The 17753-nt window shown below is 44.5% G+C and carries 7 protein-coding genes and 3 pseudogenes; 2 read left to right on the plus strand and 8 right to left on the minus strand.

Annotated elements, in window-relative coordinates:
• Window positions 1-15 precede the first annotated feature (15 nt).
• From DXA15_RS17345 to DXA15_RS17375, 8 genes and pseudogenes are all read right to left on the minus strand, one after another.
• Entirely contained in the window at window positions 16-1599 is a 1584-nt protein-coding gene (locus DXA15_RS17345) for a carboxylase (protein WP_128134852.1), read from the minus strand.
• Between the two features lie 127 nt (window positions 1600-1726).
• Window positions 1727-3646 carry a SusD/RagB family nutrient-binding outer membrane lipoprotein gene (locus DXA15_RS17350; RefSeq protein WP_128134853.1) on the minus strand — a complete coding sequence of 640 codons (1920 nt, stop codon included), beginning with the start codon at window positions 3644-3646 and terminating at the stop codon, window positions 1727-1729.
• Between the two features lie 130 nt (window positions 3647-3776).
• Window positions 3777-6943, minus strand: a pseudogene (locus DXA15_RS17355) (SusC/RagA family TonB-linked outer membrane protein).
• Between the two features lie 222 nt (window positions 6944-7165).
• On the minus strand, window positions 7166-7357 hold the full coding sequence (locus DXA15_RS17360) for a hypothetical protein (protein ID WP_128134854.1): 192 nt from the start codon (window positions 7355-7357) through the stop codon (window positions 7166-7168).
• A gap of 90 nt (window positions 7358-7447) precedes the next feature.
• Entirely contained in the window at window positions 7448-8143 is a 696-nt protein-coding gene (locus tag DXA15_RS28070) for a SusD/RagB family nutrient-binding outer membrane lipoprotein (protein ID WP_369683077.1), read from the minus strand.
• 309 nt (window positions 8144-8452) lie between these two features.
• A pseudogene (locus tag DXA15_RS26860) lies at window positions 8453-9324 on the minus strand (SusD/RagB family nutrient-binding outer membrane lipoprotein); the annotation flags it as partial.
• A 7-nt stretch (window positions 9325-9331) separates the two neighbouring features.
• On the minus strand, window positions 9332-12694 hold the full coding sequence (locus DXA15_RS17370) for a SusC/RagA family TonB-linked outer membrane protein (RefSeq protein WP_233567392.1): 3363 nt from the start codon (window positions 12692-12694) through the stop codon (window positions 9332-9334).
• A 492-nt stretch (window positions 12695-13186) separates the two neighbouring features.
• On the minus strand, window positions 13187-15256 hold the full coding sequence (locus DXA15_RS17375) for a VapE domain-containing protein (RefSeq protein ID WP_128134856.1): 2070 nt from the start codon (window positions 15254-15256) through the stop codon (window positions 13187-13189).
• A 320-nt stretch (window positions 15257-15576) separates the two neighbouring features.
• Between DXA15_RS17375 and DXA15_RS17380 the strand changes: the two genes are divergently transcribed.
• Window positions 15577-16224 (plus strand): HU family DNA-binding protein, encoded by a 648-nt coding sequence (locus tag DXA15_RS17380; protein WP_128134857.1) that lies wholly within the window; start codon window positions 15577-15579, stop codon window positions 16222-16224.
• A gap of 104 nt (window positions 16225-16328) precedes the next feature.
• A pseudogene (locus DXA15_RS17385) lies at window positions 16329-17539 on the plus strand (ATP-binding protein).
• Window positions 17540-17753: the final 214 nt, after the last annotated feature.

A 17753-nucleotide genomic window follows, 5' to 3' on the forward strand; every position in this document is an offset into this window, starting at 1 on the left:
GAAGAAGTTTAAGCATCAAACCATCAGATCGTTTCTGAACTTCTCTTTCTTCTGTTTCGTCAGGAAGTGGCGGGCAGACATGGGAAAGAGTTCGAGGAGAAGCATCTCCTTTTCATTCTCGGCTACCAGGATACCGACTTCACCAATGACAGGGTTCTCCTGCATCTCATAATCTGAAGCATCATAAGGTTGTTCTTCCCGCTTGCCGGTTATTTGCTGGCGAAAGTCAGGGTCGACAGGCAACGGGGTTTTCCCATAATCTCCGCGGATCAGGGAGATAAAGGGGTAAACGGGTTTGCTGTATAACGGGCGGCCGTTCAGTTCATCGAGGGCACATGAAACTGCCTGCGAGGCTATCACCTGACTTACCGGCGTCACCAAAGGAGGCAGGCCGGCATCCATCCGTACCCGGGGGATTAATGACATCGCTTTCTCCAATAACTCGGGATGGTCCTGCTGCTTCAGCAAGGCAACTATCAGATTGTACATGTTGGCCGGGATCTGCGATTTCTGTACCATTTCGTTGGGTTCGGGGAAGTTGAAGTATTCTTCGATGGCACGGCAGAAGATAATCAGGTCGTCTTCCTTGTCTTTGCGGGCGGCTTCGATAGCATCATTGAAAAAGCGGTCGATCTCGGTAGGCAACTTATCGGTCAGGGGATTGAAAGGATTGGGCAACTCGCGGGAGGTGTCGTAGGCTTTCAGTTCCTTTCGTATTTTCAGGAGTTCGGCGTTGATGCGGGCAACGGCTTCCATATCGATTTCCAGTTCGATACCCATCTTCTTGCAGAAGACGTAGACCAGCTCGATGGCAGGGGCACAACAGCCTCCGGCAAAATACCAGATATTCGTATCGACAATATCGACGCCGTTGACAATAGCGGCAAGCATAGAAGCCAGGCCGTATCCGGCAGTACAGCGGGTGTGGAAGTCGACGGGAGATTTCAGGTTCTTCTTGAAAAGGCGTATCAGTTCGGCAGTCCTTGCAGGAGTGATGAGTCCGTTGGCATCTTCGAGGGTGATGATGTCGGCCCGGAAGTTCTCCAACTGCTGGGCTTTTTCCAGGAAATAGTCGTTCTTGAAGACCGGCTTATGAAGGGGACGTCCGTGGAAGGCAGCTTCGATCCGTTCGAGGGCAGAATGGTGAGGGTCGATGGCGTAGCAGACGGCACAATCGGCCATTCCACCGTAACGGTCGGTGTATTTGATGGCTGGCTTCATATTGTCTATATCGTTCATGGCATCGAAAATACGCATGATATCGATTCCTGACTCGACAGTGTTGCGGCATACGCCTTTGACAACATTGTCCGGGTAAGGATTGTAGCCGAACAGGTCGCGTCCGCGACATAAGGCTGCCAGTTTGGTGGTCGTACCTACTGCGGCTTTGATCTTTTCCACTCTTTCCCAGGGATCTTCGTTCAGGTAGCGCATGGCGGCGTCGGGCACTGCCCCACCCCATACTTCCATCGCATAGAAACCAACCTCTTTATAGAAAGGTAGTACACGGTCGATTTGTTTCTGCGACATGCGCGTTGCACAAGCTGACTGCTGACCGTCACGGAGGGTGAGGTCGCGGATTAATAGTTTACGTACCATAATTGTGTTTTTGTTTAGTTTGTTTTCTTTACTTTTCCCTTGATGGAAAAGTAACAAAAGATCAAAGTAGCGAAACGGATGCAGCCTTGATCTTTTGCCTACTTTTCTATCAAGAGAAATGTAGGTCTCATTTCTGATTCCACCAAAGCGGCGTTGTCACTACGTCGGGGCCGCCCAACAGCTCTAAGGCTTTTTGATATCCTTCCAGGTTATTGGTCTGGATATTGGCCGGATAACGGTAACGTTTCGGGTAGAAATCGAGGCGACATTCCTTGGCTGTTGCCATTGTCAGGGGAACCTGGTTCAATGGGTTGTAGTCTTTTTCTACAGCCTGGTTTTCAAAGAACGGAAGACCAAGACGACGATGATCGCTCCATACTTCTTCGGGTAACCAGGGTACCTGTGCGATATATTTCTGGGTAAGAATCTTTGTCAATGCGTCGTTGTTGTAAGCACCGCCGCGGTAGATTGAGTTCTTCGGGAAGTTATAAGTCATCGTCTTATTTTCCTTTGTATAAGGATCGACATAATTGACGGTATAAGGCTTCGCTTCCGTTGTATGGGTGAAGCTGACGGAGGTACCCACCCGGTTATAATCCGTAGAGGACAGGTATTGAGAAACCTGGCTTTGCAGGCCATGATATTCGAAGCTGGCTGTGATGCCACTTTCATAATTCGACTGGGCAGTGCCCGGTACTGTCCATCCTTTCAGAGCGGCTTCAGCTATCAGGAAATAGCTTTCCCACGGGCCGAAGAAGACGCGCTTCTGCGTATTCATACGGTATTGTTTTGCCATGGAAGGATAGTTGTAGTTCTTACCGGTCAAGGCGCTGACAAGGCCGGACAGGTTATTCCATTCACCGGCTACCCAGGTACCCCAGGTATAACGCGGGTCGATCGTGAGCATCGGTTTGGAGTTATCGTTCGGGTCCATTAATTCAACGGGGTGCACTTCGCTGGCTGCACCGATATAGTCGGAATAAACCACACCGTCGTTCCAGCCTACTACGCTGAATAGTTTCGGTGCACGGGGATCTACATACTGCGGAATGGCATCAAAATAGAATCCGGCACACGGATCGTTGGTATTCAACGGGAAATGCTTGTTCAGATAGAGTCCCATATAGGTGTGAGGATCTTTCAGATGGCTCTTTAAGGAATCAGGAAGAGGAAATTCAATACCTCCAAGTCCTTCGGCCAGGTTCTTGAAAGTCACAGACATAGGCTGTGCATTCCAGGTACGCGACATGACACCTGTCAGGTCGTTCCAACCATCCTTCTCCTGTACGCCTGCCAAATCATCCAGCGAAGAGATAAAGGTTTTGCTTGCCGCATCTTCAAATTCGGTCTTTGCCAGTTCGGGCGATACGGCCGAGATACGCATGGCATAACGCATACGCAGGGAGTTGGCATATTTCTTCCACTCATTGACATTTCCGGCATAGAAAGCATCTTCGCCTGCCATCGGCTCCATATTGATAGAAGGATCGAGAGAGGCTTCAGCTTCTTTCAACTCTTTGAGGATGAAACCATAGATAGCTTCTACACTGTCGTATTCGCCGGGTACGCCGGTAAAAGCCGACAAAGCCGGGATAGGTCCGAAGCCATCGGATACTTCAGCGTTCAGATAAGCACGCCAGATACGGGCCATCTGAACCACATTTTTATAATAAGGATATTGTTCGGCTTCGCCTGCCTCGATCTTCTTTTCTCCCAGTTCGATAGCCTGGGTAGCCTTGTTGAGCCAGCCTACAGCATAGGAGTTGCTGAGGTAGAGGGTGATATAGTCGTTATTGTCCGTACCGATCGTGAATCCGCTGCCCCGGTTAAAGCGAGCGGCACGATTCCATTCGGCAATGAAGATACGTTCGGCAATCTCGGGATTCATCTGCGCCCCGATGATGGAGGCATTGAGAAACCACTCCGGCTTCACTTTGTCTTCGCCCACTTGGTTAGGGTCTTCATTTATCTCCTGAAAATCGTTACAGGATGTAAACAAAGCGGCTATCGAGAACATGCCTGCCAGTAATATATTTTTGGTGTTCATCTTGTTTTATTCTTTATTGTTCTTATTTACTTATCATCTTTAGATTTGTTATGGGTGTCACAACAGTACTGTATAGGGTGTCGCAACAAGAGTGTTTATGATGTCCAAACAAATTCAATCAGAAATCGCATTAAAATCCTACCGTTACATTAAACGTAAATGAACGACTTGTCGGAGCTGCCCCATTCTCGAATCCGGTAGCATTCGTATTGGTTGCCGAAACGGATTCAGGGTCGATGCCCGGCAGGTTATAATGGATCATCCAGACGTTATTGCATGTTGCAGACAAACGCAGGCGCTGGAACGGAGTATCTTTCAGCATTGCTTTATTGAAATCATATCCCAACGTAATATTACGTAAACGGATATTCGTTGCATCGTATGTGTACATTTCCGGCAAGCCGTAATTACCGGTCGAGCCGATACGTTCCCAATAATTCTGATGGGTGACGGGTACTTTATTTTCCGTATAGCCGTTGGGAGTCTGGACAACCGAATTAGGGACAATGAAGTCCTGACGTTCGCCGTTTACAACTGTCCCGGCCGCATTACCACGGGTGTACAGGTTGGAAGCGGTTGCCGAATAAAGGTCGCCGCCAATACGGAAGTCCACCAGGAAACTCAGGTTGAAGCCTTTGTATGAAAAGCTGTTCGTCCAACCCAGCATCCAGTCGGGACTCTGGTTACCTACTTTCGATTTGCCGGTCGTGATCAACGGAAGTCCGTCTTCACCGACAATGATCTTGCCGTAGTTAGGATCATTCTTATCTTCCACACGTTGGAAGGTTTGCCCGTAGATATCACCGTAATAACTGCCCTGTACGGCTACGATCTGGATGGCATCCAGCGTTTTTATATCATACAGGGTAACACTCGGATAGAGATCGATGATCTTGTTTCGGTTCAGTGAGAACTGTGCTGTCGAGTTCCAGCTTAGTCCTTTGGAATTGTCGAGAATTAAGCCGTTCAGAGAGATTTCAACGCCTTCATTCTGAATATTACCGGCATTTACCTTGCGGGAACTATATCCGGAGAAGGGGTCCATCGGCAAGTTCAGCAACTGGCGGGTGGCATTGGTTTTATACCAGGCGGCATCCAGTCCGAGGCGATTATTGAAGAAGCGGATATCGAAACCGGCTTCCCATGATTTGATCAACTCGCTGCGCACGTTGGAGTCGTAAAGTACGTTTCCGGGAGCGGCCATCGTATTACCGTTTTCATCCTTACCGACCGTGAAGTTATTGTATAACTGATACGGATCGAGGTCATTACCGACTTCGGCATACGAAGCTCTTACCTTGGCAAACGTAAACCATTCAGGCATCTGCCCGCCCAGTTTAGGCACCATGTCGGAGATTACTCCGGACAGGCTGACCGAGGGATAGAAATAAGAACGGTTTGCTTTCGACATGGTAGACGACCAGTCGTTACGTGCCGTAATATCCAGGAACAGATAGCCGTCCCAATTCAATTGCAACGATCCGTAAAGTGAATTCATCTTCCGGCGGATTAGCTCGGAGGTCACCGTGGGTTTGTTTATACCATTGTTCAGGGAGAAGAGGTTCGGCACAAGCAATTCACCGGCCGAGGCGTTCATCTTCGTTCGCCTCTGTATCATCAGGTTACCACCGAAAGTAACGAAACCACCCAGGCGGTCGATCAGGTTATCTTTATTGGCGGTAGCCAGGAAGCTGTAGTTATTTTCGTAAAATGTCTCGGAACCTTCGCTGTATAAACCGCTGGGGGTTGTATTACCTCCGGCATATACTTTTTCGTTCTTAGTCGTTGTATAATAGTCTGTACCGCCTCTCAATTCGACATTAAACCAGTTGGTGGGAGCGTATTTCAACGCGATGTTACCCAGCAAACGGTTACGGGTATCATTGTTCTGGCGGTATTTGGTCACCCAGTACGGGTTTTCCTGCGGGTTCTTCGAAGCGTCCCACCAGATCATGTTTCCATCTTCGTCCACACTATTCTTAAAATCAGCACATTCAGCGAACGGGGCAGGTTATAGATCGTATTGAAAGCATTGGAAGGGTTGACACCCTGGATTGGGCGGTTGTGGGCATTCAGATTGATATAGTTCACTTTGGCATCTACCTTCCACTTTTCGGCTTCGTCGAGGAAAGTGGTGGCACGCAAGGTGATATTCGTTTTGTTCAGCTTCGACTCCGAAGTAATACCTGCATCATCCGAACGGTTGATGGAAGAAAAGACCGACGTCCCTTTTATATTCTGCTGGAAACTGATACCTTCATTAAAAGAAGTACCGGTATTAAAGAAAGCATCGATATTATCGTACGTCCTCAAAGGAACCTGGCGTCCCATCCAGTCGGTAACCGTCTGTCCTTCCGCCTTCGGTCCCCAGCTCAATCGCGACTGGTTATCGTAAGCGCCGACCGATCCCTGCCCGAAGCTGTTCTGCATATCCGGTTTCAGGAAAATCGACTCGGTAGTGATACCGGCATTGACTGTTATACCCAGCCCTTCATTCTTCTTTCCCGACTTGGTCGTAATAAGTATCACCCCGTTACCGGCCCGGGAGCCGTACAAGGCCGCAGCCGAAGCACCTTTCAGCACAGTCATCGACTCGATATCTTCGGGATTGATGTCGGAAAGACCGTTACCCATATCGGCACCGGAGTTACCCCATACATCATCGACCCCGCCTGTGAAGTTATCCATCGGCGTACCGTCGACAACGATCAGCGGCTGGTTACTACCGGTCAGCGAGTTATTACCACGGAGCACAATCTTTGAAGACCCTCCCACTCCATTGCTGGAACGTACGATCTGCAAGCCGGAGACTTTACCCGACAAAGAGTTGGCCAGGTTTGGTTCGCGTGAAGAAAGCAGTTCGTCACCTTTCAGTTCCTGCATGGCGTAACCCAGTGCTTTCTTGTCACGTTTCATTCCTAAAGCAGTAACAACGACTTCGTCCAGTTTCTGGGCATCTTCTTCGAGTTTAACATTGAGAGCGGTTTGTCCGGTGTAAGGAATATCTTGTGTGGCAAAGCCAATGAAAGAAATTTGGATAATGTCTCCCTTCTTTACACCTTCCAGCGTGAAATGACCGTCCATATCGGTCATCGTCCCGTTTGTGGTACCTTTAATTACAACAGAAGCCCCTGCGACGGGTCCGAACTCGTCTTCCACTGTTCCCGTAATCTTCGTATCCTGTTGGGAAATGTCAATAGCAGGATTCCCGGTATTCGGATTGGCAACGGCGTTTCCGGTAAAGCCCAACGCGCCCGCCAGGAGAATCATGCTGACAGATTTGAATCTTTTCAACATACTGATGTTTTTTGTTTAATTTATTAGATCTATGCATTTGGCGTCAACCAATGTCATTTGGTAATATAAACAGAAAGAAACAAGAGTTGTTGCAAGATTAACATTGGGGAAGAAGGTTGATATCTCTTCCTCATTCTTTTACTAAATCAATAAATAGGAAACAATTCAGGGGATGTAGAACTATCCTTCTCTACATCCCCTGAATCATGAAATAATATTTTTTTAGATATACTTACATATTAATGTAGAGTTACTCCCATCATAGTTCAACAAAACATTTGTCTTTGCTCCGTTTTTCATTAATACGACTCCCTGGGTGAAATCATCCAGCAGATAAATAGACTTCTTTTGTGCATAACCGGCCTCAGTGATAAGCGAGATCAATAAAATGATGAATGTGATCTGATATTTCATATTTATTTGTATGATTTAAAGACAAAGAGGGAAGAATATTGATAATCCTTCCCTCTTCTTTATTATTTATCTATTTACAAAGATATACCTTTAAAAGTTAGGACCTTCACCAAAGTTAGGTGCTCCCTTATCATACCATACACGTTCACGGTTCAATGTAGCCGGATCTTGTGTTCCAGTCGTAAATCCTTGTGCTTCATAAGCTGTCTTCTTTATATTATACATCAAATCACTCTGAAGCGGAGTATTGATAGTCCAACGACGCGGGATCTGGAAGTTTGCATCGTCATCTGTAAAGTTTTCCCATGCCAATACTTTACTATCTTTCATAGGAACACCTGAACGACGAACCTGTACGAACTGTTCATTCGGGAACAACAGGAAGTGAACATACTGCTGGATATATACTTTTTCCAACTGTTCCTTTGTAGAACCGGTCAGTTTGTATTTCTCGTTTGCAAGCAAAGCATCGATTTCACCATCTTCCAGTTTGATAGTCTTTTCAAACTCCTTGTCATATACACTAGAATAATACGGAATCTGATTCAAAGAAGCCAGTTTGTCATATTCCTGAACAGACAGACGGATACCTTCCTGATAATAGCTTTCAGCCGAACCAGGCAAGTTAGCACCCAGCAATTTCAGTTCGGCCAGATACAAAGCTACTTCTGCAGAAGAGTAATGTAAACCATACCATGCACGGTCCTGATCGTCGATCGTAGCAGAAACACCCGGAGCATCAGGGAAAGTATAGTCTTTCTGACCCTGCAACATTTCACGGTTCATACGAGCCAACGGATAATACTGCTTTTCACCACCGTCTTCTGTAGGCAGTTTAAATTTGTCGTAATTGAAATAAGCGTTGTTTATTTCAGCATTTTCTCTGGCAGAAGTCTGCACCGGACTACCGAAGTAACGAACCCAAGGTTCACCCGGAGTTTTCCAACCTTCAAATTTACCGTCTTTGATCTCAGCCACTTCTTTAATATAAGGAGGCAGTTCTTTCTTATTATCCAGGAAAGCCTGTACCACTTTAGAGTTAAAGTCATTCTTCTGGAAAATAAAACGAACACGCGGGTCTTTATTGTCAACCAGGAAGTTGATCAGTTGTTTAGAACCGATACCTTTACTCTGCCCATCCAGTACATCATCTCCGAAGTGATATTCCTGAGAACCTTTGCAATAGATGAAATCATCATCCAAACCTGACATGATGCCAGCCTTATTATTCACAGCTTCTTCAGCAATAGCCAGTGCCTTTGCCTTATCAACATGCAACATACGAACGGCTATCTTCAATTTCAGGGAGTTGGCGAATTTAGCCATAACTTGGTGTCACCTTTGTAAACGAAATCCTGTGCATCCAACTTCACCTGGTTAGGTTTGTCTGCCAATAGCACGTCGATCGCTTCATTCAGTTGATCCAACCAAATAGGGAACAATTCTTCCTGACTTTGGAAAGCCGGGGTCAGGATCTCTTCATGCAATCCTCTGCCCGCTTCCGTATAGGCGATTGAGCCATACATATCCGTACCGAAGATACCCAGATATACCAATAACGGATTTGCCAGGACATTGATATTTTCATAAGTAGCCCGTTCGTTCTCATCCATTAACGATAGCACATGCTTGATTTCTTCAGCATATAACTTCACATTAATAACCTGGCTCTGCGATCCTTCAAAAGCACCCATCAGGTTCAAAGAAGAAGTATTACCGCCATCAGGCACATTAGCTTGCGTCCAACGTAATGTATAAGCCAGATTATTATAAAACCATTGCTGGTATTTCGACGGTTCGAATTCACTTAACATCTGTGTAAACAAATAGCGCACATCTGCTTTCGTGATAGCAGACTGGTTGGTATTTGTTTTAGCGAAATCGTCCTGGCACCCCGGAGCTACCATCAGAGAAGTTCCTAACAGGGTTGCTGCTAAAAAAGATTTATATCTCATAATTTGCTTCATTTATTAATTAGAAATCCAAATTGATAGTGAACATATAGCTGGATGTGATTGGGCTGTTTGAACGTTCACGGAACTCAGCCGATTTGTTACTACGCACACTTTCCGGATTAATATTGTTTGGTAATGAGTTATACAGATAACCCAGATTTCTTGCACTGAATGACAGGTTCAGTCCCTTTGCACCTATTTTAGAGGCGATGGTCTTCGGTACGCGGTATCCCAATGTGATTTCGCGTAATGCGATATAACTCAGGTCATGTACCCAGTAATCGTTTATAGTACCAGTGCCCCACTGGTTGCTCCAATAGTGATAATCAGAAGCATGTACCGGTTCCAAATATCCCTTATTCACAGCATCAGCAAAACTCATGCCGCCCAAGTCGCGTTTAACACCATCTACACAAGTAGCCATTGTACCAGCTTCGAATACACCTTCAGGAATCACACCGTCATGGAATGTCATACCCTTAGAATCTCCGTAGTTTGAAGTCCAGGTAATACCACCATGTTCTTCATCACGGAAGTCCAAAGAAGATTGGGTAAATCCATAAGCCTGTCCGTATTTATTAGAATAAGAAGCTACCTTTCCACCGATACGGGCATCCAGGGCAACACGCAAACTCAGGTCTTTCCAGGTTACGCCTGTAGCAATAGAACCCATAAACTTCGGAACCAGGCTACCTACTTCTTCAGCAGTGCCGCTACGTTGAGCAAATGCAGAACGATAAGAATCACGCCATGTCAATACGGTTTCACCATTTTCATTCTTTTTAGGCATTGCATCAGACATCAACATACCATAAGAACCACCAACAATCGCAACAGAACCTACACGGTAGTTACCGTAAGCCACATCACCTTCCAAGGCAATATAGTTTGCTACGTTCGGGTGAAGTTCAACGATCTTGTTCGAGTTCTTTGTAAATGTGAAGTCCAATGTCCATTCCCAGTCTTTGTTTTTGAAAGGAATCGTATTCAAGGCAATTTCAACACCGGAGTTCTGGATATTACCAGCATTGATCAACTGTTTGCTGATACCTGATTCAGACGGGATAGCAATTGTCATGATCTGATCAGTCGTATTTTCCTTGTAGTAAGTTGCATCCAAGGCGATACGGCTGTCGAATATACGCCAGTCCAAACCGATTTCCCATGAATTTTTACGTTCAGGTTTCAGGTTCGGGCTGAACAGTTTCTTATTATCATCATTCCAATAGTTCGTAAAGATATTGGAACCATCCGGCTGCAATAAAGAACCTAATGTATAATAAGAATAAATAGAATACGGACTGGCATCGTTACCTACCTGTGCCCATGAACCACGGATCTTAGCCAGGTTGATCCATTCAGGCATTTGATCACGGAATGTTTCATTGATCAACCATGATCCGCCGATAGACGGATAGAAATAGGAGTAGTTACCCGTTCCGTTGGTATAGATCAAACCGGAAGACCAGTCATTACGTCCTGTAATATCTAGGAACAACTGGTTTTTCCAACTCAGGTTCACAGCAGCTACTGCGGAAAGAATACGTTTTGTATTTTTAATTTCTGCCGTCGTTTTAGAGGTATTCAAAGAGTTACCGACAAAATACTGACCGGGAACAGCCAGACCACCATCTGTTTTAGATGTCTGAGTAGCTGCACTTGTCGTATAGTATTCACCACGAAGGAAACCACCGATATGGAAATCCTTTACATCTTTGTTAAAGGTGAAAGTTCCGCCGAAAGTAGTCTGCTTATTATATTCCTGACCCATTTCGTAAAAACCGCCTTTGTTATTGTAGCCTTCGCCTAATTGTTTATCTTCCCAGCTGGTATAATAATAGTTCATATTACCTTCAGCACGGAAAGACAACCAGTCTAACATCTTAACATTGATCCCAACAGTCGGACGAACAACGGTTTCCTTACGGGTTTTATCGTTATTGTCTATCTTAAACCACAAACTCTTACCCGGCACACTACCATACTTATCGCCATAGTCATTGCTAGCCAGACCAGTATGATGGTCACCCAGATATTTATCGCGGAAATAATTAGTATCGTACATGGTTGAATAAGTTCCGGTTGCGAAACTTTCACCAATATTGATCTGTGCGTTCTTCGGTGTAGAGTTTGCAAAGCTGATAGAAGCATTTACATCTACACGGTTACTGATCTTATGAGAACCTTTCAGCAACAAAGAGTAACGTTCAAAATCATTGTTTTCAACAATACCTTTAGCCTTCTTGTAAGAGATAGAAGAAAAATAATTAGTTGTTTCGTTTCCACCACGAACAGACACATTGGTATTTGAGTTCAACCCGGTCTGGTAAGCATCCGACATATTGCTCTCAATCGGTGAATACGAAGTCATTGTGCCATCGTAGTTCTCAATCTGACGACCGTCATAACGCGGTCCCCACAACATGGTTGAAGCACCGATAACGGTTCCCTCTCCTCTTGAGTTCAAACGGAATTGATTCTGATCCCATTTCTTATAGCTACCGTCCGCATTCACTTCTCCGTAGCTGATATCTCCACCGATCGTTCCGGGGCCATAAAGCATTTGACGCTCCATACCTCCGTGTGCACGATCCAGACCGAATGTCTGAGAAACAGAAACACCGAAACCGGTAGCACCTTTACCACTCTTAGTCGTGATCACAACTGCACCGTTCAAACCACGTGAACCGTACAAAGCAGTAGCGGCAGCACCTTTCAATACAGATACAGTTTCAAAGTCATCCGGGTTCAGGTTCTTCAGCATATTACCGTAGTCATTAGCATTCGAATCCCAGTCGGAAGAACCGGTACCAGACAAATCATTCGACAGAATAACGCCATCCACAACATAAATAGGCTGGTTGTTGCCGTTCAAAGTGGAAGCTCCACGAATTTGAATTTTAGTAGCACCAAACATACCGCCATCAGAAGATGCAATTTCAACACCAGCCACTTTTCCTTGCAAAGAAGCTACCGGGTTAATAGCATTTGTTTTCAATTCATCACCTTTCAATTCAGTTACAGCGTAACCCAAGGCTTTTTCTGAGCGTTTCATACCCAGGGCAGTTACAACCACTTCATCCAGTTTCTGGGTATCTTCTGCTAATTTAACAGAGATAGTTCCTTGCCCAGTGTACTTGATTTCCTGAGTTGCGTACCCAATAAAAGATATCTGGATGATATCTCCACTTTTCACACCTTCCAAAGTAAAATTACCGTCCATGTCGGTAATGTTACCATTTGTTGTTCCTTTCACTACTACAGATGCTCCGGCAACGGGACCGAATTCATCCTCAACTGTTCCCGTAACTTTTCCGTCTTGCTGGGAAATACTAGTTCTCGGCCCTGCTGTAACCGTATCCGCAGACGCATATCCGGGGATACCTAGTGTACCGGCTAACAGCAATAAGCTACAGGCTTAAAGTTTTTCAACATAATTGATGGTTTTATTTGAACATTAATAGACAATGTTTTGGCGAAACAAAAGTCTGTTCTTTATTTTGAATATAACTTTACAAAGCGATTTAGAGCCTGGCGTATATTTAGTTGGCGTTATTACCTTAGTTCTAAAAGAACTACAGTAACTCTAAAACACAACATTATGATTTACAAATAGTTACACCTGTATGTATACAATGATTAATACCTTGTTTCAGGATGAAAGATGTATTATTTTAAGCTTTTGTATGTATTGGGGGCAGGTTAATATTAATTAAAATGAAAGGGGAATCCTAATTTGTGGGAGATTTCTCCTTATTTATATAAATTTTAGTAAATCCGGTGTCATGTTCTAGTAGAGATGTTTAATAGACTGTACCATAAGGGTATGGGGGGTGACGCCATGACAGGAGGACGGCATCACCCGGTTGTTTTATCAGATTTCAATTACATGGTAGTAATTACCTGTTTTCGTATGTTTTTTGGTTACATTATTCTTTAGCAGCAGCCGGCCGAACAGAGCCATGTTGCGGATACCGGATTTTATCTTGCTCCGTTGTTCGATCCGTCTCAATATCTCGGCAGCAGGAAGCAGTTCTCCCTGTTCTCCTGTTTCAGGCAAGCGGAAATACTGGAAGAAGAGTTGCTCTTCAACCGGAATCTGTTGGAACTGGTGGTTGTTCCGGATGATCGCAGTTTCCTCTTCGGAGGTGAACCAATAGCGTTCGTTGTTACGTAGTGCGGTGGCAGCTTGGGCATACAATTGCTTATGGTTTAACCCGGTACTGTGGTTGATGTTACCGGTCAGTTCGATACAGATGAAACGTCGGCTTCCTGTCGGGTCGTTCAACAAATCTACATTGTTGGAGGTCGCAATGAAAGATGCATATCTTTTCAGCGGCTGGATACTGCGCTTGTAAGGTTGGCGGGCATAAATGACCGGCTTCTGGAGGATATGTTTCAGGAATGCCTGATGGGAAGGCGATACCGAATCGAACTCATCGATATTGATCAAGGCAAAACGGTTCAGTAACAATTCGGCGTCGCGTTTATTGCTGAAATCGATACTGTCGGTGTAATATTCCAGTAATTCGGGCGGGAGCAGATTCCGGCACCAGGTGGACTTGCCGCATCCCTGTCTGCCGATCAAAAGAGGGGAGACACTGTTGGCATGCATCCGGTCCAGCCCGTTCCAATGGGCCACCATGCTCAGGAACCAGCGGTAGAACTGGTTTCTCCATTCCGGATTATTGCAGGGCAACGTATCGGCCAGCCGGCGGATATGGTCTGTCCCATCCCAGTCCGGCAACTCCAGCATATATTCCTCAATAGGCGAATAATGCATCACACGGTTGGAATAGATATAACGTTTTACGTCCCTGTCCCATAGCGGGATACCTTCTTCCTGCGCATTCAGGCTGATACTGTTGAGGACCTGTTCGTTAACAGGAAAGAAATTGAAATAGTATGATTTTCGTTCGCGGTATTCCGCATCTCCCTTCATATTATTATATCTGAATTCATACCGGCGTTTCATAAATTCGTCGGCTTGAAAGGCGAGTGCCTGCTCCGGCCGGATACACGGTTTCCGGCCAAAACCGGAGGACAGGCAGTAGACATTGTGTACGGTTGTCCGTATCTCCGCTTCAAAAATCCGGAAATGGGTATGTACCGGCAACCACTTGACCACCTCTTCTTCCGGGATACCACTGCGGAAGCAGTTCTCGGCAAGGCGAGTAAGGAAAGGCTTGATATCTTCATCCCCTTTTCGATAACCGGTCGCATCCATGGCTTGCCGTAATGAATTTTCGAAAAGTAACGAAACGATCCGGCTTCGTTCATAACCGGGAACGAGGCGTTGTAACGGGTCTGTCACGGCTGGTGACGGTGCAGAAACCGGTAGCTTTTCCGGCATCTCCCAAAGTTGTTCGATCCGGATAGGCAGGGCGTCCGGATTGTAGTAAATATCCGGATCGAATGAAAGTCGGCAGGCTGCATCCAATTTGTTTTCTTCAACAGTGATCTGTTGTTGCAACTCTTCCCGGTAATAGGCTGCCGCTCTGTCATAGGCCCGGGCATGGAAAAAACGAATAAGCGTATCGTTCTGTGGGACAGTATGATCCGATAGTGTAAAAGGAATGATGATTTTTACGCTCTTTCCGCTTGATCCGATAAATGCTGCCATTGTCTGTAATGATCCGGCTGCTTGCCGGCGGACATTTTTTGCCTCGTTGCGGTTGGCGAGATTGTTTATTTTGAGCAGGACCAATCCGTTATATTGGTCTCTGACAAACGTCCCATCCTGCTTTTTTACGGTAGAACAGAAGTAGACGACCGGTAACCGGTTCGCCTCTTTTACCGAAACTCCGGGAATGGTGTAGCGCAATTCTTCGCGCAGGGCTGCCACTTGCTTTTCCTTGTAACCGTCACGGATCAGTCCGACCAGTTTTTCCATCTCGATTGTCTTTTGTGCTTTCTGATTTGCACTGAATAAAGTTGCTTTCATTTGTCTTCTTTTTTAATTGATTTTATCCAAAGATAAGTACCTGAATGTCGGTTTACAGCATGTAAAGACCGATCATTATCAGGAAGGCTACAACTATTTCATCTATTGAAAATAAAGGAGATAACTATTGTTTATCCACTTATATTTTATATCTTTGGTCGTATATTCTTAACCTTTCGACCTGGGTGAACCTTATAGTTGACCTAGGGCAAATTGAAGTTCGACCTGGGGCGAATATATGGTTGACCTGGGTCAAATACTTACTAAGTCCTGTCTTTAGCCATAAAAGTCTATAGGCCGGATGATAAAAACACACTGGTATGACAGCAATTTACAAGATGGAGCAGAATCCGCCTAAAAAGGGTTCAGGTAAAAAAGTCGTATTGCATCCCCGTATAGTCCCCTGGGATACAGTGAGTACCGATCGTTTAATAGAGGAAGCGTCTTCGCGTTCCACTTATACTGGTGGCGACCTGAAAGGAGCGGTCCGTCTGCTCTCCGACATGCTGAAAGAGAAACTTCGCGATGGATATAATGTTTATCTCGACGGAATCGGCTATTTCAGTGTATCGTTGAAATCGCGCCCGGTAGAAGACAAGAAGGAGTTGCGTAGTGAATCCGTTCATTTCAAGAATGTGAATTTTCGTTGTTGTGCCGGACTGAAGCATGAACTGAAAACAATGCCGGTGGAACGTTATAAGGAACCAAAGGTAACTGATTTTTCACAGGAGGAAAAAGAAAGCCGGTTGCTGCGGTATCTGGAGCGACATGCGTATATTACAACCTTGGCTTATCAGGGTTTAAACGGTTGTACCCAATATTTGGCACGTAAAGAACTCAAACAATTTGTGGCCGATGGTATCCTGGTGGAAGACGGGACACGCAGAATGTGCATCTATGTGAAGCGGCCGGAACCGGCGGAATTGCCGGATAGCCTGGTGGTGGATTCGAATATTGGGGAGGTGTAAGTGGAGGTATAAAAAAGAGACGATTATACTGAAAAGTTTGAATTATACTTAAAACTATTTCTTATATTTGCGAAAGTTTGAATTATACTTAAAACTTTTAGTATATGATTTTACCAACTATTATCAGGCGTAGAAATTCTTATATCCATAAGATAGAGCTTTTATCCAAAAGCCGATCATTAAGGTCTTAACCGGGCAAAGACGTGTAGGGAAAAGTTACCTGTTATTCCAGCTGATGGAAGAAATACAGTCGACCGATCCAAAAGCTAATATTATATATATAAATAAGGAAGATATGGCTTTTGATCATATCCGTTCTGCAGCTGATTTGCATAGCCATATCTCATCCCTGCAACGGAAAGGTTTTTATAATTATATTTTCATTGACGAAATACAGGATATTCCGGAATTTGAAAAGGCATTGCGTTCTTTGTTATTGAATGAATTCAATGATATTTATATAACAGGAAGTAATGCTCATATGTTATCCGGTGAGCTGGCCACTTATTTGAGTGGGCGTTATGTAGAATTTACAGTTTATAGTTTATCTTATCCTGAATTTCTGCAATTCCATACACTTGAAGACTCCTTTGCGAGTTATGCCCAATATGCCAGATACGGAGGACTTCCTTATTTAATCAATTTGACGTTGACGGATGAGGTGGTAGATGAATACCTGAAAAGTGTTTATTCGACTATTGTATACCGTGATGTAGTAAGTCGGTATAATCTTCGGAATTCGGCATTCTTGGAGAAGTTAGTGCGTTTCCTTTCTGAAAATACCGGTAGTTTGTTTTCTGCTAAAAACATAAGCGACTATTTGAAGTCACAGCACACAACTGTTTCTGTAAATCAGATTCTTAATTATGTGGAATATTTATCCAGTTCTTTTTTGATTCATAGGGTAGAACGTTACGATCTTATAGGTAAAAGAATTTTTGAAATAGGCGAAAAGTATTATTTTGAGAATATGGGGCTTCGTAATGTTGTAGCCGGTTATCGTCTGTCGGATAAAGCGAAAATCTTGGAAAATGTAGTTTATAACCACCTTTTATATTTAGGATATTCGGTAAAAGTCGGAAATTTAGGTCCTCTGGAAATTGATTTTGTTTGTGAAAAGGCTTCAGAAAAGCTTTATGTCCAGGTAGCTTTGCGTCTGGATAATGAACAAACTATCGAACGGGAGTTTGGTAACTTGCTTAAAATTCAGGATAATTATCCCAAAATGATTGTTACAGAAGATGAGTTTCATGGTAATACCTATGAAGGAATCAGAAATGTTTCGGTGAGAGAATTTTTGATGGGGAGGTGGTAAAAATGATTGGTGACGCCATTTGTTAATAATAGCGTCACCATTTAGTGATATGCAAATCAAGAGATAATAATGTTATAAATGAATGTGATACTGGGAATCAGACAAAAAATTATAATCTCAAGCAGAAATGATGTTTATGCTTTTTGTATCTTTATACACTTGGTTAATTATTTGAAGACTATATTTTAGTTTAAGGATAAAGCGTAATTGCATA

Source organism: Parabacteroides sp. AM58-2XD (assembly GCF_003463685.1).
GTDB classification, from domain to species: domain Bacteria; phylum Bacteroidota; class Bacteroidia; order Bacteroidales; family Tannerellaceae; genus Parabacteroides; species Parabacteroides segnis.

Coding starts and splice junctions, on each gene's coding strand:
- DXA15_RS17350 (WP_128134853.1), bottom strand. CDS start 3,646: ATGAACACCAAAAATATATTACTGGCAGGCATGTTCTCGATAGCCGCT.
- DXA15_RS28070 (WP_369683077.1), bottom strand. CDS start 8,143: ATGAACCGTGAAATGTTGCAGGGTCAGAAAGACTATACTTTCCCTGAT.
- DXA15_RS17375 (WP_128134856.1), bottom strand. CDS start 15,256: ATGAAAGCAACTTTATTCAGTGCAAATCAGAAAGCACAAAAGACAATC.
- DXA15_RS17360 (WP_128134854.1), bottom strand. CDS start 7,357: ATGAAATATCAGATCACATTCATCATTTTATTGATCTCGCTTATCACT.
- DXA15_RS17345 (WP_128134852.1), bottom strand. CDS start 1,599: ATGGTACGTAAACTATTAATCCGCGACCTCACCCTCCGTGACGGTCAG.
- DXA15_RS17380 (WP_128134857.1), top strand. CDS start 15,577: ATGACAGCAATTTACAAGATGGAGCAGAATCCGCCTAAAAAGGGTTCA.